We start from the raw sequence: 22753 nt of genomic DNA, 5'->3' as shown, positions 1-22753 counted from the left end.
CGCTGCCGCTTACCGGGGCTACAGCGCTGTGCGATTTGGTAGCCCGGCTTAGCGCAGCGCAAGCCGGGGAAATTCCCGGCTTGCGGCGACTCATCGTCAGAAGTCGTAGCGCAGACGCACCAGGTTCATATCGCCCAGATCATCGGTGCTGGAGGTAAACACGTGCTCGTAATCAACACGGAAACCGTAATCCAGCTGGAAGCTAACACCCAAACCGTTATCAATACGCTGGTAGTTGCGGCCATTCACGTACTCCAGACGGTCGCCCATAAAGTACGGCTGAATAGATTTAACAGCGTATTGATTGATCGGGAATTTATAGCCGGCAAAGTATTCAATACCCCAGGCATCGCCGGCGAAGTAATCATGCACATTGGTTTTCTTGGTAGTCAGGAAGTTCTGATACCAGCCGCCGCCGAAGGAGAAGGTCCAGTTATCCGGAGTCCAGCTCAGCGCGGTACCGACAATATTCTGGTCGTAGGTTTTGCTATCGGAGCTTGACGGGTCGCGCATTTCGGCGCGGGTGTAGTTCCACGCGGTACCCCAGGTCAGGTCCTTCATGATGTGGTAATCCACGCCGATAGACCCGCCGCCTTTACGTTTGTAGCGCAGACCATCGCCCGGCAAATACTCGCTATCTTCAAACAGATAGGATCCGTACAGATCGACATCACCGACGGTTTTCTTATATTTCAACATATTGCGTGAACGATAAGAACCATCGTAGTCGCCGTTAATACCGTTACCCGGAGCCTGACCGATCATATCGTAGTCCCAGATATCGGTTTTCACGCCGACGACATCATAGTAAATACTGTTCTGCTGACCGTAGGTTAATGTCCCCCAGGTATCGCTCTTCAGACCGGTATAAAGCATACGGCGGGTGGTATTGTTCGCCCCTTCCGCGTAGTGATTGTCCCAATCGAACAGCGCCGGAATATTCACGCCCAATTCGTAGTAGCTGATCCAGCTAATATCATCAAACAGATAGTAATCAGCCGCAAAGCGGAAACGGGTGCCGCCGTCGAAACCGTTACGCTTGTAGGAACCTTTATCGCCATCGCCGGTCATCATGTTGAACTGCGGACGAATACTGCCGCCGACGGTAAAGTTAAGGCGGCTTAACGGATCGCCCGCCTGCGGATCTTGTTTCAGCAGCGTAATCTCAGCCTGGGATGCAAAAGAGGTTAACGCTAATGCTGCGCTGATCGAGATCGCCAGCGCTTTTATTTTATGTGCCATGCTTTTTCCTTGAGTAATAAGCAACCTTATATTTGCCAGTTGAATATTAACTGCGAATTAGCACGACGTGTTGTTGGGTTTTTAATGTTTTGTGCGCTTAAAAATCAAGGAATTATCATTTTGTGCCGTTAAAATAAAAGCGCCGCGAAATTGCGCGGCGCTTCATAAAAATGAAATCTATTTACTGGTTAAATTGTCGGAATAACGCTTTTCCTTTTAATAAGCGTAATCCCAACCATCCGCCGCACAACGATAATAATATAGCGCCGGATAATGGCAGCATAACCCACAGCCGCCAGTCCGGCGTCCATGGAAAATCAAACACTTTGGTTTGCAGCATCGCCAGCGCCACCTCGGCGCCAATGGCCGCCACCAGCCCCGACACCACGCCAAGCAGAGCGAACTCCGCCCACAGCGTGGTACGTAGCAAGTTTTTACCGGCCCCCAGCGTCCGCCAGACGACCAGCTCCTGATGCCGCTGACGCATCCCGACCTGCACCTGAGCCAGCAGCAATAGCACGCCGCAGGCGGTGACCAGCACCACCATGACCTCCAGCGCGCGACTTACCTGCGTCAACACCTGGCCTACCTGGCGCAGGATGGCGCCGATATCCAGCAGGCTAACGGTGGGGAATTCGCGATTAAGCTGGGTCAGCATCGCGTTGCCATTATCCCAGCGGAAGCTGGTGAGCCAGCTTTGCGGCTGCCCATCCAGCGCCCCTGGCGGGAAAATAAAGAAGAAGTTTGGCCGCAGGCTCTCCCAGTCAACTTTGCGCACGCTGGTCACCTTAGCGTTAAATTGCTGAGTGTCGCCGGTAAAGGTGACGCTATCACCGATCCTGACGCCCAACCGCTGCGCCAGCCCCTCTTCAATCGACACCTCGCCCGCCTTCGGCGGCCAACTGCCGGCCACCAGCGGATTATGATCCGGGCGCTGCTCGCTCCAGGTGAGATTAAGCTCGCGGTTTAGCGCTTCGTCTTTATTGCCCTCGGTGGTTTGACCGTTAATCTGCGTCAGCCGCGCGCGCACGATGGGGTAAAACTCCGCCGCCCGGGTCTGGTGTTCGGCAAGGAATGTCTTCACCGGCACTACCTGTTCGGGTGCGATATTAATCAGGAAGTAGTTCGGGCTTTCCGGCGGCAGCTGCTGCTGCCAGCGTTCGAGCAAATCGCCGCGTAACACCAACAGCAGAGCCAGCAGCATAAACGACAGTGAAAACGCCGCCAGTTGGCTCAGCGTTGACCACGGCTGGCGCAACAGGCGATTCACCGCCAGGCGCAACGGTAACGCTTTCAGCGTTAAGCGCTTGAGCAACCACAGCAAGGCCCAGCCTACCAGCCCGCACAACAGCGCCAGTACCAGCGCCCCGACCAACACCGACCACAGCAGCGGGCTACCGCCCATCAGCCATGCCAGTCCGCCGACAACCACCGCGCAAACCACCGGAATATAGTGTTTTAGCGGCCAGACGTTAGCCACCACATCTTGCCGCAATACCCGCAGTGGCAGAGTCGCCAGCAGCAGCCGGTACGGCCGCCAGCCGACCAGTAGCGAAATCACCACCATCGCGCCGATAGCCCACAACCACGGCCAGCCGCTGGCGGGCGGCAGCGCGGCAGGCAGCACCGGTTTAAGCATCAGCAGCAGGGCTTTTTCCAGCAGCAGCCCCATCGCGCCCCCCGCCACCACGGCCAGCACCAGCAACATTAGCCACTGACCGACGATAAGTTTACGCAGTTGCGCCCGCCCGGCGCCCAGCGTCTTAAGGATGGCGACCAAATCGTAGCGGCTGCGGCAGTAATGGCCCATCGCTACCGCTACCGCGGCGACCGCCAGCAGCAACGTTAGTAACGCGGACAGCAGTAAAAATTGCTGCGAGCGCTCCAGCGATTTACCCAACGCGCTATCATCCTGCTCCAGGCCAATCCAGCGATGTTCCGCGCCAAGCTTCGGCAGCAGCCACCGCTCGTAAGCCGCCAGCTGCTGTGCGCTACCCGCGAATTTATAGCGCCAGGAGACGCGGCTGCCGGGCTGTACCGCGCCGGTTTTCGCCACGTCGGCGATATTCATCATTAGCCGCGGCGCCATCTGGAAGGGGTTGAATCCGGCGTCCGGCTCCTGAATGACCTCGCCAGCGATGCGCAAGGTGGCGTCGCCAACGTCAATGTTATCGCCGGTTTTCAGGTTCAGTAATGCCATCAGCCTTGGCGCCAGCAGGACGCTGCCGCGCTGCGGTTTTAATCTCGCCGGTGCGGTCTCCAGCGTGCCGTACAGCGGATAAGTATCATCAACCGCCTTCACGTCCGCCAGCTGCGGGGTATCTACAGCGAAAGTCATGGTGGCGAAGTTCAGCTGTTCGCCGACGGTTAACCCTAGCGTACGCGCCTGGGCGAGCCACTCGGCAGGCACTTCGCGTGAACTGCGCAGGGTGCGATCCCCGGCCATGAATTCGCGGCTTTGCTGGCTAAGCCCTTTTTCCATACGGTCGCTGATTGAGCCCAGCGCCAGCACGCAGGCCACCGCCATGCTTAATGCCAACCAGACGATGAGCAGCGAAGGCGAGCGCCATTCGCGCCAGAACCAGCGGGCTATCATGCTTCCTCCTGCAGCTTGCCATCCACCAGGCGTAAGCGACGATCGCAGCGCGCCGCCAGTAGCGGATCGTGGGTCACCAGAATCAGCGTGGTACCGTGTTCGCGGTTGAGCGAGAACAGCAGATCGGCGATTTTATCGCCGGTGTGACGGTCGAGATTGCCGGTCGGCTCATCGGCAAACAGCAGCGCCGGACGGCCGTTAAAGGCGCGGGCCAGCGCCACTCGCTGCTGCTCGCCGCCGGAAAGCTGCGCCGGCAAATGGTGCAGCCGTTTGCCAAGCCCCAGTTGTTCAAGCAGCGCGCGCGCATCGCCACGGCTCTGGCTATCGCTGGCGCCGCGCAGCAATGCCGGCAGCTCGACGTTCTCAAGGGCGTTTAGCGTCGGAATCAACATAAACGATTGAAAGACAAAGCCTACGTGCTTTGCGCGTAGCCTCGCGCGCGCCTCTTCATCCATTTGATGCAGCGGCTGCCCCAGAAGAGACACTTCGCCGCTGCTGCCGTCGTCAAGCCCGGCGAGAATCGCCAGCAGCGTGGATTTCCCGGAACCGGACTCGCCAATCAGGGCGATGGTTTGCGCCGGTTTGACAACCAGCTCAACTCCGGTAAGGATGGACAGCTGATGCTCTCCCTGACCGACGGATTTCTTAAGATGATGAACTTCAAGTATGTTTTCCGCTGGCATTTGCCTTTCCTGTTTATGGTTCTGTTTACCTGCCGCGCAATGGCGGCGGATACGCTGTTAGTGCTTGGCGATAGCCTGAGCGCCGGCTATCGGATGGCGGCGAATACTGCCTGGCCTGCTCTGCTCAATGATAAGTGGCAGGCCAAAACGACGGTGGTCAATGCCAGTATCAGCGGCGATACATCGCAGCAGGGCCTGGCGCGCCTGCCGGCGCTACTGAAGCAGCACCAACCGCGCTGGGTGCTGGTGGAACTGGGCGGCAACGACGGGCTGCGCGGTTTCCCGCCGCAGCAAACGGAGCAGACGCTACGCACCGTTATTCAGGATATCAAAGCGGCGAAGGCCCAACCGCTACTGATGCAAATACGCCTGCCCGCCAACTATGGGCGCCGTTATAATGAAGCCTTTAGCGCGATTTATCCGCAGCTGGCCAAAGAGTTCGATATTCCTCTGCTGCCCTTTTTTATGGAGGAGGTTTATCTCAAGCCACAATGGATGCAGGACGACGGCATTCATCCTAATCGCGATGCGCAACCGTTTATTGCCGACTGGATGGCAACCCGGTTGGCTCCCTTAGTTAATCATGACTCCTGAACGCCGGGAGTCATTCACAGGTAAAGTTATGCAAAAATCGGTTTTAGTTACAGGATGTTCCAGCGGAATTGGCCTCGAAAGCGCGCTTGATTTAAAGCGCCAGGGCTTCCGGGTACTGGCCGCCTGCCGTAAGGGGGAGGATGTCGCCCGTATGCAGGAGCTGGGTCTGACCGGTATTTTGCTGGATCTCGATGATCCGCAAAGCGTCGAAAATGCCGCCGCCGAGGTCATCGCGCTGACCGAGAACCGCCTGTATGGCCTGTTCAATAATGCTGGCTACGGCGTCTACGGCCCGCTCACCACCATCAGCCGTCAGCAGATGGAACAGCAGTTTTCTGCTAACTTTTTCGGCGCCCACCAGCTCACCATGCTGCTGCTGCCCGCTATGCAGCCTCACGGCGAGGGCCGCATCGTCATGACCTCTTCGGTGATGGGGCTGATTTCCAGCCCCGGCCGCGGCGCCTATGCCGCCAGTAAATACGCGCTGGAGGCGTGGTCCGATGCGCTGCGCATGGAACTCCGCCACAGTGGCATAAAAGTCAGCCTGATTGAGCCTGGACCAATCCGCACCCGCTTTACCAACAATGTTAACCAGACCGGCGACAAGACGGTAGAAAACCCCGGTATTGCCGCGCGCTTTACGCTCGGCCCGGAGGCGGTGGTGGAAAAAGTGCGTCACGCCTTCGTCAGCGACAAGCCGAAACTGCGCTATCCGGTGACGCTGGTCACCCACGCGGTAGGCTGGTTAAAACGCCTGCTACCGGCCCGTGCGATGGACAAAATTATCCAGGGCTGAGTTGAAGCGCTGAATGTCGCCCCCATCTAAAACAGAAATCGACCAACGAGATACGCTCATGTCCGAACAGAATATTGTCAATATTACCGAAGCCAACCTGCAGCAGACGCTGCAGCAATCCATGAACGCGCCGGTGCTGTTTTATTTCTGGTCCGCCCGTAGCCAGCACTGCGAACAACTGACGCCGGTGCTTGAGCGCCTGGCCGCCCAATACCACGGTCAGTTTACGCTGGCGAAGGTAGATTGCGACGCGGAGCAAATGCTGGCTTCGCAGTTTGGTCTGCGCGCGATCCCAACGGTGTATCTTTTCCAGAACGGCCAGCCGGTAGATGGTTTTGAAGGCCCGCAGCCGGAAGAGGCCATCCGCGCCCTGCTGGATAAAGTGCTGCCGCGCGAAGAAGAATTGAAAGCGCAGGAAGCGCTGGCGCTGATGCAGGAAGAAAAATACGCCGACGCGCTGCCGCTGCTGAAAGACGCCTGGCAGTTGTCTAACCAGGATAGCCAGATTGGCCTGCTGCTGGCGGAAACGCTAATTGCCCTGCAGCGTTCCGATGAAGCTGAAAGCGTGCTGAAAACTGTGCCGCTGCAGGATCAGGACACCCGTTATCAGGGGCTGGTGGCGCAGATTGAACTGCTTAAACAAGCGGCTGATACCCCGGAAATCCAGCAACTTCAGCAGCAGGTCGAGCAGAACCCGGACGACGCGGCGCTGGCGTCTCAGCTGGCGTTGCAGCTGCACCAGGTCGGGCGCAACGAAGAAGCGCTGGCGCTGCTGTTCACGCATCTGCAAAAAGATTTAGGCGCCGGGGATGGCCAGGTGCGCAAAATGCTGCAGGAGATCCTCGCGGCGCTCGGCACCGGCGACGCCCTGGCGGCGAAATACCGCCGCCAGCTGTATTCATTGCTGTATTAATCAGAGGCGCTGACCCGGATAGCGCTACGCTTCTCCGGGCTACAGATTACGCCGTGGTAGCCCGGAGAAGGCGCAACGCGCCGCCTCCGGGAATACTTACGGGCGCTTTTTCAACTGCGTCACAACCAATTGATGGCGGGCATTGAAGAACTTCCGGTAGGTCAGATAGCCGGCAATAATCGTCGACAAGCTGGCGGTCGATAGCAACATAAACGTGACCATAATCTGATACTTAATCGCCTTCACCGGGTCTATCCCGGCGAAAATCAACCCCGACATCATGCCCGGCAAACTCACCAGCCCGACCGTTTTCGCCGAATCTACCGTGGGAATCAACGATGCGCGTATGCTATCGCGGATCAGCCGCGCGGAGGCCATCTTCGGCGTCGCGCCAAGACTTAGCTTCTCCTGAATCTGCTGCTGCTCGCTGTTAAAACGCTGGCCCATATTGTTGTAGCACAGCCCTACCGCCACCATGGCGTTACCGGCCACCATGCCGGCAATCGGAATAACCTGCATCGGCACAAAGGCGATCGACCCCGAGAAGACCAGCACCGCCAGGGTTAGTCCGGCGCCGGTGGTAATAGCGATAAACGATGAAACAAAAGCTTTATCGATATATTTACTGCGCTTCTTCGCATTCCACGCCGCGTTAAAGCAGATAAACAGCACCATCAATAGCGTCAACACCGCATGATTGACGTTAAAGATATATTTCAGCACGTAGCCGACGATAATCAATTGCACTATCGCCCGGCAAATACTCCAGATGATATCTTTTTCCAGCGCCAATTTTTCCCGATAGCTGACGACGATTGCCACCAGCACCAGCACCATCGAGAGCGCCAGCGATTCGTTAGTAATATTATGCCCGTTCATTTTTTACCTCCTGCATTTTCCCACCGGCAGGCTGTAGCGTGATCACTTCATCAGCATGGGCAATTTCGTTCTGGTCGTGAGTGACCCACAGAATGGCCATCCCTTTTTCCGTCGCGTAGCGATGAATAATCTCGTTAACGTTGCGCTTATTACTTTCATCCAGCGCGCTGGTAATTTCATCAAGCAGCAGAACCTGCGGTAGAAACTGCAAATTACGAATGAGCGAGACCCGCTGTTTTTCACCGCCAGAAAGCTCATTAATGGATTTCTCCAGCGTATTATCCGCCAGCCCGAAGCGTTCGAGATCGGCAACCAGCGCTTTAGGATCCGGCTGTTTGTTGCGGATCTGCCATGGGAAGACCAGGTTGTCATAAACCGAATCGCCGAACAGCGCCGGGGTTTGCGCGCAATAAGAAACCTGCTGGCGATAGTTTTCCGGCGTTAGCGTAGTGATATCTTTGTCATTGAAAAAAATCTCTCCGCTGGTCGGGCTCAGCAGCGAGGCGATAATTTTCAGCAGCGTACTTTTGCCGCATCCGGATGGCCCGGTAATTAACTTAAATTCCCCTGCCGCAATCCGGAGATCGATATTATTCAGGATGACCGCGTCGTCGGTTTTAAAACCGACGCCCTCGAGGCGCAAAATCGCGTTATTTTCCTTCATTATATGTCCAGTTTATTTCCTAAAACGCAGACAGTTTACTCCAGTTTTCTTTCACCGGAACAAGGAGAAAGTTATACTCTGTTTAAACATGCGCCATTTCGCTGCGGCGCCCATCAGGCAACAAGACAGGAGGTTTTTGATGCTGATTTTTATCCCCGTTCTTATTTTTGTCGCACTGGTCATTGTGGGGGCGGCAGTAAAAATCGTGCCGCAGGGATATCAATGGACCGTCGAACGCTTTGGCCGCTACACGCAGACGCTGCAGCCGGGTTTAAGTTTAGTGGTGCCGTTTATGGACCGCATCGGCCGTAAAGTGAACATGATGGAGCAGGTGCTGGATATCCCTTCGCAGGAAGTCATCTCTCGCGATAACGCCAACGTCACTATTGACGCCGTCTGCTTCATTCAGGTGATCGATGCGCCAAAAGCCGCCTATGAAGTCAGCAATCTTGAGCTGGCGATCGTCAATCTGACGATGACCAATATTCGTACCGTACTCGGCTCAATGGAGCTGGATGAAATGCTCTCCCAGCGCGATAGCATTAACACCCGCCTGCTGCATATCGTCGACGACGCCACCAATCCGTGGGGGGTGAAAATCACCCGCGTCGAAATCCGTGACGTTCGCCCGCCGGCGGAGCTTATCTCCTCGATGAACGCCCAGATGAAAGCCGAGCGAACCAAACGCGCCTATATCCTTGAGGCTGAAGGGGTGCGCCAGGCGGAAATTCTCAAGGCCGAAGGCGAAAAACAGTCGCAGATCCTCAAAGCCGAAGGCGAACGTCAGTCTGCCTTCCTGCAGGCGGAAGCCCGCGAACGTTCCGCCGAAGCGGAAGCCCGCGCCACCCAGATGGTGTCATCGGCGATTGCCTCAGGCGATATTCAGGCGATTAACTACTTCGTGGCGCAGAAATATACCGACGCGCTGCAGCAGATTGGCGCCGCCAACAACAGCAAAGTGGTGTTGATGCCGCTGGATGCCAGCAGCCTGATGGGCTCGATAGCCGGGATCGGCGAACTGCTGAAAGAGAGTAGCGTCGAGCGGAAAAAATCATGATCGCCCTGATCCTCGCCCATCCGCATATTTTCTGGCTGACCCTTGGCGGGCTGTTGCTGGCGGCGGAGATGCTCGGCAGCAACGGCTACCTGCTGTGGAGCGGCGTAGCTGGCGTCGTCACCGGCCTGCTAATATGGGCTATTCCGCTCAGTTGGGAATGGCAAGGGACGCTGTTTGCCGTCCTTACCCTGCTGGCGGCGTGGCTGTGGTCAAAATGGCTGCGTAAACGCATGAGGCAGCAGCGCCCCGCCGACGCGCAGCTTAACCAGCGCGGCCAGCAGCTGGTTGGCCGCCGTTTTACTCTCGACAGCGCGCTTGAAAACGGCCGCGGCCACGTCCGCGTCGGCGATAGCTCCTGGCCGGTGCTTGCCGATGAAGACCTCGCGGCGGGCTGCAAGGTGGAGGTGGTCGCCGTAGAAGGGATTACCTTGCGGGTAAGAGCCGCCGTCCGCTAAGCCTGCGCTTTGCGGTGACAACAGCCGGAGAGGTTATCAATTATCGGGCAATCCGCGCTCTCATCGCCGGGGCAGGCGTCCGCCAGCGCCAGCAAATGCGCACGCATGTTTTGCAACTCGCGGATATGGTTCTCAATATCCGCGACTTTCTCCAGCGTTCGTTTTTTCACATCGGCGCTGTGCCGCGACGGATCGTTGAATAACGTCACCAGCTCGCGGCACTCTTCCAGGTTAAATCCCACCTGCCGCGCCTGACGCAGCAGCGTCAGTTCATCAAGGTGCTTCTGAGTGTAGGTACGGTAGCCGTTATCGCTGCGCAGCGGCGCCGTCACCAGCCCTTTCTCTTCGTAAAAACGAATCGCTTTGCTGGTTAAACCGGTTTTTTTCGCCACATCGCTAATATTCATTTTTCCCCCTTGACCTTCCCCTTGCTGGAAGGTTTAACCTTCTTAATACTCGATGAAAGAGTGTGTTCGGTCAATCATTAACCGGAAATTATTCAGGAGTTTTTTATGTCTAACACTATCGACCTGACGCTTGATGGCCTCTCCTGCGGCCACTGCGTTAAACGCGTGAAAGAGAGCCTCGAACAACGTCCCGACGTTGAACAGGCTGATGTAACCGTTACCGAAGCCCACGTCACGGGTAGCGCCAGCGCTGAAGCCCTGATTGAGACCATCAAACAAGCCGGATACGGCGCGGAGCTCAGCCACCCAAAGGCTAAACCGCTGGCAGAATCATCAATCCCGTCGGAAGCACTGACAGCGGCCACTCCTGAGCTTCCGGCAGCCCATGACGAGGATGACAGTCAACAGCTGCTGATCAACGGCATGAGCTGCGCCAGCTGCGTTTCCCGGGTACAAAACGCGCTTGCCGCGGTGCCGGGAGTCTCACAGGCGCGGGTAAACCTGGCGGAACGCACGGCGCTGGTGATGGGCAGTGCGTCCGCCGCAGAATTAGTGCAGGCGGTGGAAAAAGCCGGCTACGGCGCGGAGGCGATCGAAGACGATCTGGAACGCCGCGAACGGCAGCAGGAAACTGCCATCGCCACCATGAAACGTTTTCGCTGGCAGGCGATTGTCGCCCTGCTGGTCGGCGTACCGGTTATGGTCTGGGGCATGATCGGCGATAACATGATGGTCAGCGACGACAATCGATCGCTGTGGCTGGTCATCGGTCTCGTCACCCTCGCGGTGATGGTCTTCGCCGGCGGTCACTTCTATCGCAGCGCCTGGAAAAGCCTGAAAAACGGTACCGCCACCATGGATACGCTGGTCGCCCTGGGAACGGGCGTCGCCTGGCTATATTCAATGAGCGTCAACCTGTGGCCGCAGTGGTTTCCGATGGAAGCGCGCCACCTGTATTACGAAGCCAGCGCGATGATTATCGGTCTGATTAACCTCGGCCATATGCTGGAGGCCCGCGCGCGCCAGCGTTCCTCGAAGGCGCTGGAAAAACTGCTCGACCTGACGCCGCCTTCGGCACGCGTTGTGACGCCTGAAGGGGAAGAAGATCTGCCGCTCACCGAAGTCCAGGCCGGCATGACCCTGCGCCTGACCACTGGCGATCGCGTTCCGGTTGACGGCGTGATAAGCCAGGGCGAAGCCTGGTTTGATGAAGCGATGCTCACCGGCGAGCCGGTGCCGCAGCAAAAAGGCGATGGCGACGCTATTCATGCCGGTACCGTGGTGCAGGATGGCAGCGTACTGTTTACCGCCAGCGCCGTCGGCAGCCAAACCACGCTGGCACGGATTATTCGCATGGTGCGCCAGGCGCAAAGTAGCAAACCGGAAATTGGCCAACTGGCAGATAAAATCTCTGCGGTATTTGTTCCGGCAGTGGTAGCCATTGCGCTGATTAGCGCCGCTATCTGGTACTTCTTCGGCCCGGCGCCGCAAATCGTCTATACCCTGGTCATTGCCACCACGGTACTGATTATCGCCTGTCCATGCGCATTGGGCCTGGCGACGCCGATGTCGATCATCTCCGGTGTCGGACGGGCGGCGGAATACGGCGTGCTGGTGCGTGACGCCGATGCTCTGCAGCGCGCCAGTGAACTCGATACGCTGGTGTTCGATAAAACCGGTACCCTGACCGAAGGCAAGCCGCAGGTGGTGGCCGTGAAAACCTTCGCCAGCTTTGATGAATCCACTGTCGTGCGGCTTGCCGCCGCGCTCGAGCAGGGTTCAAGCCATCCGCTGGCGCGGGCGATCCTCGATAAAGCCGCTGACAGCACTTTACCGGAGGTAAGCGGCTTCCGTACCCTGCGCGGGCTCGGCGTCAGCGGTGAAGCGGAAGGCCATCAACTGCTGCTCGGCAACCAGGCGCTGCTTAACGAGCAGCATATCGCTACCGCTGAACTGGAAAGCGAGATGACGGCACAGGCCTCGCGCGGCGCCACGCCGGTGCTGCTGGCGATCGATGGTCAGGCCGCTGCGCTGTTCGCCATCCGCGACCCGTTACGGGAAGATAGCATCGACGCGCTGGCGCGCCTGCATCGTCAGGGCTACCGGCTGGTGATGCTGACCGGGGATAACCCTACTACCGCCAATGCCATCGCCAAAGAAGCGGGCATTGATGAAGTGATAGCCGGCGTGCTGCCGGACGGCAAAGCCGATGCCATTAAACGTCTGCAGAGCCAGGGGCACAAAGTGGCGATGGTCGGCGACGGTATTAACGACGCCCCGGCGCTGGCGCAGGCGGATGTCGGTATCGCCATGGGCGGCGGCAGTGATGTCGCTATTGAAACTGCGGCGATCACCCTGATGCGCCATAGCCTTAACGGCGTAGCCGATGCTTTAGCGATTTCGAAAGCGACGTTACGCAACATGAAACAGAACCTGCTGGGCGCGTTTGTTTATAACTCGCTGGGTATCCCGATTGCCGCCGGGATCCTCTGGCCGCTGACCGGTACCCTGCTGAACCCGGTGGTCGCCGGCGCTGCAATGGCGCTGTCGTCAATCACCGTGGTGAGTAACGCTAACCGCCTGCTGCGCTTTAAACCGAAAGATTAGCGCAATCACAGGAAAACGGGCGCTGAGGTTACTCAGCGCCCGTTTATTTCCTGGCGACAATAAAAACCCGCGGGAAAGATGACTGCCACCACCAGATGCGCTAGCATGAATGCCTCACACTTCGGAGCGCGTATGGGCCTGTTAAACCGAATAAAAATGCTGTGGCGAGCCGCCGTCGGCTCGTCTTATTCCTGGCCTGCAATGGATATCGTCCTGCCCGGCGAACGTTATTTACATCTCGTCGGCAGCATTCATATGGGCACCCGCGACATGGCGCCGCCGCCGGCCAAGCTACTGAAAAAAATACGTCAGGCCGACGCCTTAATCGTCGAAGCGGACATCACCGGTAATGAAACGCCTTTCAGTAATCTCCCCTCTTATCCCCCGCTGGCTGAACGTCTGAGCGAAACGCAATTAGCAGAATTACGCTCGCGCGCCGGCGAGCTGGGTTTGTCGGTCGATCTTTTCGATAGCCAGCCGCTGTGGCAGGTGGCGATGGTGCTACAAGCCACTCAGGCGCAAAAACTGGGATTACGGCCCGATTACGGCATTGATTATCAGTTGCTGATGGCTGCCCGCGAGAGCAACATAAGGGTGATGGAGCTGGAAGGCGCCGATAGCCAAATCGCGCTCCTGCGCAATCTACCAGACGCTGGTAAGGCGCTGCTGGAAGATACGTTGACCCACTGGCGCACCAACGCCCGTTTACTGCAGGTGATGATTGGCTGGTGGCTGGAGCAACCGCCGTCGCGCGGCGCGGAAACGCTGCCAACGACCTTCAGCCAGTCTTTATATGATGTACTGATGCATCAGCGCAACATAGCCTGGCGCGACACGCTGCTTGCTCTGCCGCCGGGGCGCTATGTGGTCGCCGTCGGCGCGCTGCATCTGTATGGCGAAGGGAACCTGCCGGATATGTTGACGTAAAAAAATGGCCAATATTGCTATTGGCCCGTCAAAGAGGAATTTCATCATTATTATTATCCCGGGATATACATCCCGGATCGTCTGATTGTCGCTCAAAGTGACCATCACTGCCAATACTATTGCGCAAGATGGTACTATTTTTTATACAACCCTCACGCGTATGCTGGTCATACGTTAGGTCGGTTGGTAAGAAGGATTACTATGACTCCCGCCGTTAAATTACTCGAAAAAAACAAAATTACCTTTCAGATCCACAGCTACGAACACGATCCTCAAGAGACCAATTTTGGCGATGAAGTGGTTCGCAAGCTGGGGCTCAATGCGGATCAGGTTTACAAGACGCTATTAGTGGCCGTTAACGGCGATATGAAACATCTGGCGGTCGCCGTCACCCCGGTTGCCGGACAGTTGGATTTGAAGAAAGTGGCCAAAGCGCTGGGCGCCAAGAAGGTAGATATGGCCGACCCAATGGTCGCACAGCGGATCACCGGATACCTGGTCGGCGGCATCAGCCCGCTGGGGCAGAAAAAGCGCCTGCCGACGGTGATTGATGCTCCGGCGCAGGCGTTTGCCACCATCTATATTTCCGGCGGCAAACGCGGGCTCGACATCGAACTGGCGGCAAGCGATCTGGCGAAGCTTCTGGACGCGAAGTTCGCCGATATCGCCCGCCGCGATTGAGAGACCGGATCCCGGATAGCGGCACACGCGCCTTATCCGGGATCCGTTAAGCGATAGCTTACTGCCAGCTGACTTCGCCCTTCGGCTCGTAAGCCGCCGCATCCAGCGGCGAGTTCTTCTCGATGTACTCTTTCAGCACCTCGGCATCGATAAAGCCGGTATTGACGTATCCCGGTTTATTATCGATGTGCGGGTAGCCGTCACCGCCGGTGGCGTTAAAGCTCAGCGTCGCCATACGGTAAGTTTTCGCCGGATCCACCGGTTCGCCTTTGATTTTCAGATCGTTAAGCTTGCCATCTTTGGCAACGAAACTGACGTTGGCGAACTGCGGATAAGCGCCGGAATCCGGCTTCATCTGCGCGACGGCGGTCAGGTACTCAGTCACCTCTTTACCGCTCATATCGACGTAAGTCAGCACATTGCCGAACGGCTGCACTTTCATCACGTCTTTATAGGTAATATCACCCGCTTCGATAGAGTCGCGAATACCGCCGCCGCTCATCACCGCGAAATCAGCATTGCTGCGCGCCATCTGCGCCGCCAGCAGCAGACGCCCCATATTGGTTTGAACGAAGCGAACTTTGCTGCGATCGCCTTCAAGATGGCCGTTGACGCTGCCTATTTTCACCTGTAACTGCGCCTTACCTTTATTCTGGAACGGCGTTAACAGCGAGAGCATCTGCGGGTTTTCAGCAATTTGCGGCGTATACAATACGCGCTCGCTCTGACCGTTATCCCAGGTGACTTTCTTCTTCAGGTTGACCGGGATCAGCTGATAGTGCACCAGCTTCATCTCCCCGTTGCGGAATTCAAAATCGGCGCGTCCGACATATTTACCCCACTCGTGAGCCTGCACGATCCAGATGCCATTCTGGCGATCCGGCGCGCACGGGGTGCCGGGGATATAATCGACCTGCTTTTTATTTTCCGAGGCCATGCAGACCGGATCCTGCGAATGGCCGCCGACGATCATCGCCAGCGATCCCGCAGGTAAACTCCGCGCCATTTCAACGTCGCCAGGCGCGTTAGAGCCGTGATTACCGTTGTCATAGTGGCCCATATGGGTGGTCGCCAGAATCACGTCCGGCTTTTCATTTTGCTGCAGTTCCTGAATCACCAGCTTGGCTTCTGCCGCCGGATTACGGAATTCGATATCGGTGAAATATTCCGGGTTGCCGATTTTCGCCGTATCGTCGGTCGTTAAGCCAATCACCGCAATTTTAAGCCCGCCGCGCTTAAACAGCGCCCAGGGTTTAAACAGGCGTTCGCCGGTGCTTTTCTGATAGATATTGGCCGACAGGAAAGGGAACTTCGACCACTTCTCCTGCTGGCGCAGCACGCTGAGCGGGTTATCAAACTCATGGTTGCCAACCGCCATGGCATCGTAGCCAATCAGGTTCATGCCGCGAAAATCAGGTTCTGCATCCTGTAAATCAGATTCCGGCACCCCGGTATTGATATCGCCGCCGGACAGCAGCAGGATGCTACCGCCTTCGGCCGCCACCTCTTTGCGGATACCGTCCACCAGCGTCTTCTGTGCCGCAAGGCCATATTCGCCATAGTCGTTGCGCCAGAAATGACCGTGGTGGTCGTTAGTGTGCAGGATGGTGATTTTATAGGTTTTGTCCTGCTCATAGGCCTGCGCTGACAGGCTGCCCAGCGATAAGGCGGCGAATAACGCCAGCGCTACGCCGCGTTTTAAATAATGCATGTTTCACTCCCTGACTTAATAACAAGTGCCGAAAGTATAGCGAGTCAGCCGCTTTGACAAATATGTTTTCAGAATTGCGACTTCCTTCAAACCTTGGGGACAGGTATGTTAGTCGGATAATAATTCAACCTGCATTCTCTACAACAAATAGAACTCGCTGAAGTGAACCTATGACAACCAACCAATCCGCTCAGTCCTTACCCGGTACCGGCGCGCCGCCGCAAAAAGCGCGCACCTCATTTGGCATTCTGGGAGCAATTAGCCTCTCCCATCTGCTAAACGATATGATCCAGTCGCTCATCCTGGCGATTTATCCGCTGCTGCAGGCGGAATTCTCGTTAACTTTCGTGCAGATCGGCATGATCACCCTCACCTTCCAACTGACGTCATCGCTATTCCAGCCGGTGATTGGTTACATCACCGATAAACGCTCGATGCCGTGGTCATTACCGGTGGGGATGTGTTTCACCCTCTGCGGCTTAATTCTGTTAGCGCTGGCCGGCAGCTTCGGCATGGTGCTGCTGGCCGCCGCGCTGGTCGGTACTGGCTCTTCGGTCTTCCATCCGGAGTCCTCACGCGTGGCGCGGATGGCTTCCGGCGGCCGTCACGGCCTGGCGCAATCACTGTTCCAGGTTGGCGGCAACTTCGGCAGCTCGCTGGGGCCGCTGCTGGCGGCGGTAATCATCGCCCCCTACGGCAAAGGCAACGTCGCCTGGTTCGTGCTGGCCGCGCTGCTGGCGATCGTCGTGCTGTCGCAAATCAGCCGCTGGTATGCCGCGCAACACAGAATGAATAAAGGCAAACCGAAGCCGGTTATCGTTAATCCGCTGCCGCGTAACAAGGTCATCCTGGCCGTCAGCATTCTGTTAATGCTGATTTTCTCCAAATACTTCTACATGGCGAGCATTAGCAGCTATTACACCTTTTATCTGATACACAAATTCGGATTATCGGTGCAAAACGCCCAACTTCACTTGTTCGCCTTCCTGTTTGCAGTGGCTGCAGGAACGGTGATTGGCGGGCCTGTTGGCGATAAGATAGGTCGTAAATATGTAATTTGGGGCTCTATCCTCGGCGTGGCGCCATTTACCCTTATTTTACCGTACGCATCGCTGGAATGGACCGGGATCCTGACGGTGATAATTGGTTTTATCCTCGCATCAGCCTTTTCCGCTATCCTGGTCTATGCCCAGGAGCTGTTGCCGGGGAGAATCGGTATGGTTTCCGGCCTGTTCTTCGGCTTCGCGTTTGGCATGGGCGGCCTTGGCGCCGCGGTGTTGGGGTTGTTAGCCGACCATACCAGCATCGATCTGGTTTATAAAATCTGTGCTTTCCTGCCGCTTCTCGGCATTCTGACGATATTCCTGCCTAATAACCATCAAAAAGCCTGAGTATCTGGCGGCCAAAGTGAAAGTTTGGCCGCCACAACCCCTTATCCCATCAGCATTACGCCGCCATGACCTGTCGCCATTTTCCTGTCTGTGCTTTTTGCTGCCGTAATTCCAATTTTTCGCAAATTTCAATAATTATTCATAAACAAAACGAGCAAAAGTGTCATAAACTATTAATCGGTTTTTTGCTTTAAGTAGCGAAAATGGATCGGCTCACCACACGCAAGGAGACGGAATGCATCACGCAACACCGCTAATCACCACCATTGTCGGCGGCCTTGTGCTCGCCTTTATCCTCGGCATGATTGCCAATAAGCTACGTATTTCACCACTGGTAGGATATTTATTAGCGGGCGTGCTGGCCGGTCCATTTACTCCTGGTTTTGTTGCGGATACCAAGCTTGCGCCTGAACTGGCCGAACTTGGCGTCATCTTGCTGATGTTTGGCGTCGGGCTGCACTTTTCGCTGAAAGATCTCATGGCGGTAAAGTCGATAGCCATTCCCGGAGCCATCGCCCAGATAGCCGTGGCGACGCTGCTCGGGATGGCGCTCTCTTCCCTGCTCGGCTGGTCGCTGATGACCGGCATCGTTTTTGGCCTGTGTCTTTCCACCGCCAGTACCGTGGTGCTGCTGCGCGCGCTGGAGGAACGGCAGCTTATTGATAGCCAGCGTGGGCAAATCGCCATCGGCTGGCTGATCGTTGAAGATTTAGTGATGGTACTAACGCTGGTGCTGCTGCCCGCTATCGCCGGAATGGTCGAAAAAGGCGATGTTGGGCTGGCGTCGCTGGCGCTCGACATGGGCATTACCATCGGTAAAGTCGTCGCCTTTATCGCCATTATGATGCTGGTGGGCCGCCGTCTGGTGCCGTGGATCATGTCGCGCAGCGCGGCAACCGGCTCACGCGAACTATTTACCCTGTCGGTACTGGCGCTGGCGCTCGGCATCGCCTTCGGCGCCGTTGAGCTGTTCGACGTCTCCTTCGCCCTCGGCGCATTCTTCGCCGGGATGGTGCTTAACGAATCCGAACTCAGCCACCGCGCCGCTCACGATACGCTGCCGCTGCGCGACGCCTTCGCGGTGCTGTTCTTTGTCTCCGTCGGGATGCTATTTGACCCGATGATCCTGGTCGAACAGCCGCTGGCGGTGCTGGCGACGCTGGCGATTATCATCTTTGGTAAATCCGCCGCCGCTTTCTTCCTGGTACGTATGTTCGGTCACTCGCCGCGTACCGCCCTGACCATCGCCGCCAGCCTGGCGCAAATCGGGGAGTTCGCTTTTATTCTTGCCGGTCTCGGCATGGCGCTGGATCTGCTGCCGCAGGCCGGGCAGAACCTGGTGCTGGCTGGGGCGATAATTTCGATTATGCTTAACCCGGTGCTGTTTACCCTGCTGGAAAAATATCTCGATAAAACCGAAACCCTTGACGAGCAGACGCTGGAAGAGGTGCTGGAAGACGAAAAACAGGTGCCGGTGGATATCTGCAACCATGCGCTGCTGGTCGGCTTTGGCCGCGTCGGCAGCCTGCTTGGCGAGAAACTGATGGCCCAGGGGATCCCGCTGGTGGTGATTGAAACCTCCCGCACCCGCGTGGATGAGCTGCGTGAGCGCGGCATCAGCGCCGTGTTGGGCAATGCCGCCAACGAAGAGATCATGAATCTGGCGCATCTCGACTGCGCCCGCTGGCTGCTGCTGACCATCCCTAACGGCTATGAAGCCGGTGAAATTGTCGCCTCAGCGCGGGAAAAATGCCCGAACATTGAGATTATCGCCCGCGCCCATTACGACGATGAGGTCGATTATATTACCGAACGCGGAGCCAATCAGGTGGTGATGGGGGAACGCGAAATCGCGCGGGCGATGTTACGTCTGCTGGAAACGCCGCCGGCTGGCGAGATTGTTACCGGTTGATCCGACGCCCCGCTCGCGGGGCGTACGCTTATCCACGGGATTAACGGTCCCAGTAGGCCTCTTCCAGACTATCTTCCCGCTCCGGCAGGCCGCGGGTTAAACGCGGCGAATGCTGATTCAGCACCTGATAGCTGACGCGGTTGGCGTATTTGCACACCTGCGCCAGCGATGAGTAGGTCAGCCATTTGCATTTATGTTTGCTGGAATTCGGCACGTTATTACGATGGTAGTTATTGGCGGTGATATCATGCAACAACGCCGCCAGCGCGCCGTCGCCTGCGCCGTTGGTGTTCATGATCTTCTCCGGGCCGCCCATATAAGGCGCGATGTGCGAATAGATACGCAGCGGATTAACGCAATCCTGATGGCGCATCGCGCGGCTGAATTCATACTGGTTGAACTCGGCAATCGCCCCCGGCAGGAGCGGATGCTGCGTTTTACGCTTCGCTTCCTCTTCGGTGAAGCTCGCCATATAGAGACCCGCCGGTCCTGCGGTACATAGCACCAGGTCGACCCAGTCCAGCGCTTTATCCGCCGCGGTGAGCGGATCGGCGATACCGGTCAGCGCTTCCGCTTCTTCTTCATTCATCGCCAGAATCGAAACGTGTTCCTTGAGGAACTGCTGCCACCATTGCGGGTTGTCAGCAATCACGTATTTCGTTCCCAACGTCAGCACCACCGGCACATCATGCTTTTTGGCATACTCAATGGCTTTCATCGTCGCGTCCGGCATCGGCTCGCCCGGCTTACAGCGCACGAGGTAGGAGGTCAGCACCAGCGCGGAAGCGCCGGCAATCACCTCTTCCGGAATGCTTTCCGGACGCAGCTTGTTCATGTGACCAGGACTGATGGCAAAGGTACGTTCGCCGCTATCGCTAATCAGCGTAAAACAGCGGCCAATGGCGCCATCAACGCCCTGCAGGTAGTTCAGATCAGTACGGCTGGAGGTATTGCACAAGTAGCGATAAGCGTAGCCGCCGATCTCGATGTTGCTGCACATCACGCCGAGCAGCACCGAGCGGTCGTCCGCCAGCACCGAATAATTGTGCATGGTATTGCCAATGGTGCCGCCGGCAAATTGATGGGTGATCAGGCCGTCGCGTACCAGTTCCTGATACAGCGCTTCGGCGACATCATCTTCAATCACCAGCGAATGACCGGCGCTCAGGCCGTAGCGTACGATAAACGCCTCATCCACTTTCGCTTCGATATCCACCAGCGTCTGGTCGATGCCAACCACCCAGGAGACGTTGGACTCATTTTCTGGCTGAATTTGTTGCAGCAGCGGATCGCGAGCGCTAACGGGGAAATAGTGTTTAGATTTGCGTTTACCGGGAAATTTCATAGTGGCGATTTAATGACAGGGAACAAGCGGGGAATAGTAGCATATTCCCCGCCACGCGCGCGATCAGCGATACGACGCGGTCAGGTTCACCATCATCTCAATATGTGCAGGATCGGCATTAAGCGCCGGAATATACTCATATTGCTTACCGCCGGCCTCAAGGAAAATCTCCCGGTTCTGCACCGCGATTTCTTCCAGCGTTTCCAGACAGTCGGCGGAGAAGCCCGGACAGATAACCTGTACGTGCTGTGTGCCCTTCTCGCCAAGCATTTTTAGCGTTTCGTCGGTATATGGCGTCAACCAGGGTTCGCGACCAAAGCGCGACTGGAAGGTCATCATCACCCGCTCCGGCGGCAGCCCGAGCACTGAAACCAGCTCGCGAGTCGTTACCCGGCAGCGCTGCGGGTAATCATCGCCCTCATGGGCGTAGCGTTGCGGAATACCGTGATAGGAGAGCAGCAGCACATCCGGTTCGCCGTGAACGGCGAACGAAGCGCGTACGCTGGCCGCCAGCGCGTGGATATAGTCAGCGTCGTCGGCATAGTCGCGGATAAACGAAACGCCCGGAATGGCGCGCTTTTTCGCGAGGATCCGCGCCAGTTCATCCCATACCGCCGCCACGGTAGAACACGAATATTGCGGATACAGCGGCAATACCACGATATGGTCAACGTCCTGGGCCAATAGCTCATCGACCGCGCTTGCCAGCGACGGCGAGCCATAGCTCATCCCCAGCGCTACTGGAACATCGGGTAGCCTGGCTGCCAGCGCCTGTTGCTGTTGCCGGCTATACACCATCAACGGCGAGCCTTCCGCCATCCACACAGACTGATAGAGCTTCGCCACGCGGGGAGCGCGAATCGGCAGTATGATGCCGCGCAGTAGCGGCCACCACAGCAGACGAGGCGTATCCACTACCCGTTTGTCGCTAAGAAATTGTCGCAGATAGCGCTTTACCGCATCGGGCGTGGGCGCATCGGGAGTACCTAAATTGGCTAGCAAAATACCTGTTTTCGTCTGATGCATTACCGCCTCTTAACCATTTGAATCGCTGACAATTGTAGCGTAAATGGCGTTAAACGGAACCAATCATAGCAAAAGGTAGAAATGAGAGGTGTTCTCATCCTGCCGCAGCAGGATGAGAAAGGGCTTAATTAGCCGAGGATTTTTTCCAGATCGGCGCGCACGTCAGCCACCGCTTTGGTGCCGTCGACTTTCGCGTACTGGGTGTTACCCGCCTGCGCTTCTTTCTGATAGTAGCCGATCAGCGGCGCAGTCATCTGATGGTATTCCACCAGGCGCTTACGCACGGTTTCTTCCTGATCGTCTTTACGGGTGGTCAGCTCTTCGCCGGTCACGTCGTCTTTACCTTCAACCTTAGGCGGGTTGAATTTGATGTGATAGACGCGGCCGGAAGCGGCGTGTACGCGGCGGCCCACGATACGATCGACGATCAGCTCGTCCGGTACCGCGAACTCCAGAACGTAGTCAACGGCGATGCCGGCTTCTTTCATGGCGTCAGCCTGCGGGATAGTGCGCGGGAAGCCGTCCAGCAGGAAACCGTTACGGCAATCTTCCTGGGCGATACGCTCTTTCACCAGCGCGATGACCAGCTCATCGGTCACCAGTTTGCCGGCGTCCATAATGTCTTTCGCTTGTTTACCGAGCTCGGAGCCGGATTTTACCGCGGCGCGCAGCATATCGCCGGTGGAGATTTGCGGAATACCGTATTTCTCCATGATGAACTGAGCCTGAGTTCCTTTACCCGCGCCCGGAGCGCCAAGCAGAATAATACGCATTACGAAAATCCCCTCAAATGTCGTTTCAATTTTTCAAAAAACGCTAAACCATACCACCAGAACGGCCATGGCTCAAGGAAGGCGGTGCGGCTGA

General features: G+C 56.8%; 20 protein-coding genes. 10 read left to right on the top strand and 10 right to left on the bottom strand.

Going from position 1 to position 22753, the window contains the following annotated elements:
- Positions 1-96 precede the first annotated feature (96 nt).
- From EAE_RS13320 to ybbA, 3 genes are all read right to left on the bottom strand, one after another.
- A complete protein-coding gene (locus tag EAE_RS13320) occupies positions 97-1242 on the bottom strand; it encodes a porin (protein ID WP_015704626.1) in 1146 nt (381 codons plus the stop codon).
- A 181-nt stretch (positions 1243-1423) separates the two neighbouring features.
- Positions 1424-3838: a putative ABC transporter permease subunit YbbP gene (gene ybbP / locus EAE_RS13315; RefSeq protein WP_015704625.1), complete on the bottom strand. Its 2415-nt coding sequence runs from the start codon at positions 3836-3838 to the stop codon at positions 1424-1426.
- Positions 3835-4521 (bottom strand): putative ABC transporter ATP-binding protein YbbA, encoded by a 687-nt coding sequence (ybbA, locus tag EAE_RS13310; protein WP_015367886.1) that lies wholly within the window; start codon positions 4519-4521, stop codon positions 3835-3837. The genes ybbP and ybbA overlap by 4 nt, the downstream gene beginning before the upstream one ends.
- Between ybbA and tesA the strand changes: the two genes are divergently transcribed.
- Genes tesA through EAE_RS13295 form a run of 3 tightly spaced genes read left to right on the top strand, consistent with a single transcriptional unit; the run spans position 4489 to position 6824 of the window.
- Positions 4489-5115 carry a multifunctional acyl-CoA thioesterase I/protease I/lysophospholipase L1 gene (tesA, locus tag EAE_RS13305; RefSeq protein ID WP_015704624.1) on the top strand — a complete coding sequence of 209 codons (627 nt, stop codon included), beginning with the start codon at positions 4489-4491 and terminating at the stop codon, positions 5113-5115. The two genes, ybbA and tesA, sit on opposite strands and share 33 nt — an antisense overlap.
- On the top strand, positions 5105-5911 hold the full coding sequence (locus EAE_RS13300; RefSeq protein WP_161798737.1) for an SDR family oxidoreductase: 807 nt from the start codon (positions 5105-5107) through the stop codon (positions 5909-5911). Before tesA ends, EAE_RS13300 begins: the two co-directional genes overlap by 11 nt.
- Before the next feature lie 58 nt (positions 5912-5969).
- On the top strand, positions 5970-6824 hold the full coding sequence (locus EAE_RS13295; protein WP_015367889.1) for a co-chaperone YbbN: 855 nt from the start codon (positions 5970-5972) through the stop codon (positions 6822-6824).
- A gap of 96 nt (positions 6825-6920) precedes the next feature.
- Here the strand turns inward: EAE_RS13295 and fetB are convergent, their stop codons facing one another.
- Both fetB and fetA read right to left on the bottom strand, forming a co-directional pair.
- Positions 6921-7703 carry an iron efflux ABC transporter permease subunit FetB gene (gene fetB, locus EAE_RS13290; protein ID WP_015367890.1) on the bottom strand — a complete coding sequence of 261 codons (783 nt, stop codon included), beginning with the start codon at positions 7701-7703 and terminating at the stop codon, positions 6921-6923.
- Positions 7690-8367 (bottom strand): iron efflux ABC transporter ATP-binding subunit FetA, encoded by a 678-nt coding sequence (gene fetA, locus EAE_RS13285; protein WP_015704623.1) that lies wholly within the window; start codon positions 8365-8367, stop codon positions 7690-7692. Before fetA ends, fetB begins: the two co-directional genes overlap by 14 nt.
- A 139-nt stretch (positions 8368-8506) precedes the next feature.
- Here fetA and EAE_RS13280 point away from each other — a divergent pair, with 139 nt between their 5' ends.
- Entirely contained in the window at positions 8507-9424 is a 918-nt protein-coding gene (locus EAE_RS13280) for an SPFH domain-containing protein (protein WP_015704622.1), read from the top strand.
- The gene (locus tag EAE_RS13275) at positions 9421-9879 is read left to right on the top strand and encodes an NfeD family protein (protein ID WP_015704621.1); all 459 of its coding nucleotides are present in this window, start codon (positions 9421-9423) and stop codon (positions 9877-9879) included. Before EAE_RS13280 ends, EAE_RS13275 begins: the two co-directional genes overlap by 4 nt.
- Here the strand turns inward: EAE_RS13275 and cueR are convergent.
- Entirely contained in the window at positions 9876-10286 is a 411-nt protein-coding gene (gene cueR, locus EAE_RS13270; protein WP_015367894.1) for a Cu(I)-responsive transcriptional regulator, read from the bottom strand. The genes EAE_RS13275 and cueR overlap by 4 nt on opposite strands.
- 105 nt (positions 10287-10391) lie before the next feature.
- Between cueR and copA the strand changes: the two genes are divergently transcribed.
- The 3 genes from copA to ybaK all read left to right on the top strand — a co-directional run bounded on the left by copA (position 10392) and on the right by ybaK (position 14501).
- Positions 10392-12893, top strand: a complete 2502-nt coding sequence (gene copA, locus EAE_RS13265) for a copper-exporting P-type ATPase CopA (protein ID WP_015704620.1) — start codon at positions 10392-10394, stop codon at positions 12891-12893.
- A 132-nt stretch (positions 12894-13025) separates the two neighbouring features.
- Entirely contained in the window at positions 13026-13820 is a 795-nt protein-coding gene (locus tag EAE_RS13260) for a TraB/GumN family protein (RefSeq protein WP_015367896.1), read from the top strand.
- Positions 13821-14021: 201 nt separating this feature from the next.
- Positions 14022-14501 (top strand): Cys-tRNA(Pro)/Cys-tRNA(Cys) deacylase YbaK, encoded by a 480-nt coding sequence (gene ybaK / locus EAE_RS13255; protein ID WP_015704619.1) that lies wholly within the window; start codon positions 14022-14024, stop codon positions 14499-14501.
- 58 nt (positions 14502-14559) lie between these two features.
- Here the strand turns inward: ybaK and ushA are convergent, their stop codons facing one another.
- Complete coding sequence (ushA, locus tag EAE_RS13250) at positions 14560-16212, bottom strand: bifunctional UDP-sugar hydrolase/5'-nucleotidase UshA (protein WP_015704618.1); 1653 nt, start codon at positions 16210-16212, stop codon at positions 14560-14562.
- A 170-nt stretch (positions 16213-16382) separates the two neighbouring features.
- Here ushA and EAE_RS13245 point away from each other — a divergent pair, with 170 nt between their 5' ends.
- Both EAE_RS13245 and ybaL read left to right on the top strand, forming a co-directional pair.
- Positions 16383-17603, top strand: coding sequence for an MFS transporter (locus EAE_RS13245; RefSeq protein WP_015367899.1), 1221 nt, complete (start codon positions 16383-16385; stop codon positions 17601-17603).
- Between the two features lie 235 nt (positions 17604-17838).
- Positions 17839-19515: a YbaL family putative K(+) efflux transporter gene (gene ybaL, locus EAE_RS13240; RefSeq protein ID WP_015367901.1), complete on the top strand. Its 1677-nt coding sequence runs from the start codon at positions 17839-17841 to the stop codon at positions 19513-19515.
- A 40-nt stretch (positions 19516-19555) separates the two neighbouring features.
- Here the strand turns inward: ybaL and EAE_RS13235 are convergent, their stop codons facing one another.
- The 3 genes from EAE_RS13235 to adk all read right to left on the bottom strand — a co-directional run bounded on the left by EAE_RS13235 (position 19556) and on the right by adk (position 22659).
- Positions 19556-20860 (bottom strand): inosine/guanosine kinase, encoded by a 1305-nt coding sequence (locus EAE_RS13235; RefSeq protein WP_015367902.1) that lies wholly within the window; start codon positions 20858-20860, stop codon positions 19556-19558.
- 63 nt (positions 20861-20923) lie between these two features.
- A complete protein-coding gene (gene hemH, locus EAE_RS13230) occupies positions 20924-21886 on the bottom strand; it encodes a ferrochelatase (RefSeq protein WP_015367903.1) in 963 nt (320 codons plus the stop codon).
- Positions 21887-22014: 128 nt separating this feature from the next.
- A complete protein-coding gene (adk, locus tag EAE_RS13225) occupies positions 22015-22659 on the bottom strand; it encodes an adenylate kinase (RefSeq protein WP_015367904.1) in 645 nt (214 codons plus the stop codon).
- Between the last annotated feature and the right edge of the window lie 94 nt (positions 22660-22753).

This window comes from Klebsiella aerogenes KCTC 2190, from assembly GCF_000215745.1.
Taxonomy (GTDB): Bacteria; Pseudomonadota; Gammaproteobacteria; order Enterobacterales; family Enterobacteriaceae; genus Klebsiella; species Klebsiella aerogenes.
This window is presented reverse-complemented; position numbering and strand designations above follow the sequence as displayed.

Excerpts from the sequence above, each read along its gene's own strand:
- copA (WP_015704620.1), top strand. The coding sequence starts at position 10,392 with ATGTCTAACACTATCGACCTGACGCTTGATGGCCTCTCCTGCGGCCAC.
- cueR (WP_015367894.1), bottom strand. The coding sequence starts at position 10,286 with ATGAATATTAGCGATGTGGCGAAAAAAACCGGTTTAACCAGCAAAGCG.
- ybaL (WP_015367901.1), top strand. The coding sequence starts at position 17,839 with ATGCATCACGCAACACCGCTAATCACCACCATTGTCGGCGGCCTTGTG.
- EAE_RS13300 (WP_161798737.1), top strand. The coding sequence starts at position 5,105 with ATGACTCCTGAACGCCGGGAGTCATTCACAGGTAAAGTTATGCAAAAA.
- ybbA (WP_015367886.1), bottom strand. The coding sequence starts at position 4,521 with ATGCCAGCGGAAAACATACTTGAAGTTCATCATCTTAAGAAATCCGTC.
- fetB (WP_015367890.1), bottom strand. The coding sequence starts at position 7,703 with ATGAACGGGCATAATATTACTAACGAATCGCTGGCGCTCTCGATGGTG.
- ushA (WP_015704618.1), bottom strand. The coding sequence starts at position 16,212 with ATGCATTATTTAAAACGCGGCGTAGCGCTGGCGTTATTCGCCGCCTTA.
- EAE_RS13295 (WP_015367889.1), top strand. The coding sequence starts at position 5,970 with ATGTCCGAACAGAATATTGTCAATATTACCGAAGCCAACCTGCAGCAG.
- EAE_RS13245 (WP_015367899.1), top strand. The coding sequence starts at position 16,383 with ATGACAACCAACCAATCCGCTCAGTCCTTACCCGGTACCGGCGCGCCG.
- ybaK (WP_015704619.1), top strand. The coding sequence starts at position 14,022 with ATGACTCCCGCCGTTAAATTACTCGAAAAAAACAAAATTACCTTTCAG.
- fetA (WP_015704623.1), bottom strand. The coding sequence starts at position 8,367 with ATGAAGGAAAATAACGCGATTTTGCGCCTCGAGGGCGTCGGTTTTAAA.
- adk (WP_015367904.1), bottom strand. The coding sequence starts at position 22,659 with ATGCGTATTATTCTGCTTGGCGCTCCGGGCGCGGGTAAAGGAACTCAG.
- ybbP (WP_015704625.1), bottom strand. The coding sequence starts at position 3,838 with ATGATAGCCCGCTGGTTCTGGCGCGAATGGCGCTCGCCTTCGCTGCTC.
- EAE_RS13275 (WP_015704621.1), top strand. The coding sequence starts at position 9,421 with ATGATCGCCCTGATCCTCGCCCATCCGCATATTTTCTGGCTGACCCTT.
- hemH (WP_015367903.1), bottom strand. The coding sequence starts at position 21,886 with ATGCATCAGACGAAAACAGGTATTTTGCTAGCCAATTTAGGTACTCCC.
- EAE_RS13320 (WP_015704626.1), bottom strand. The coding sequence starts at position 1,242 with ATGGCACATAAAATAAAAGCGCTGGCGATCTCGATCAGCGCAGCATTA.
- tesA (WP_015704624.1), top strand. The coding sequence starts at position 4,489 with ATGATGAACTTCAAGTATGTTTTCCGCTGGCATTTGCCTTTCCTGTTT.
- EAE_RS13260 (WP_015367896.1), top strand. The coding sequence starts at position 13,026 with ATGGGCCTGTTAAACCGAATAAAAATGCTGTGGCGAGCCGCCGTCGGC.
- EAE_RS13235 (WP_015367902.1), bottom strand. The coding sequence starts at position 20,860 with ATGAAATTTCCCGGTAAACGCAAATCTAAACACTATTTCCCCGTTAGC.
- EAE_RS13280 (WP_015704622.1), top strand. The coding sequence starts at position 8,507 with ATGCTGATTTTTATCCCCGTTCTTATTTTTGTCGCACTGGTCATTGTG.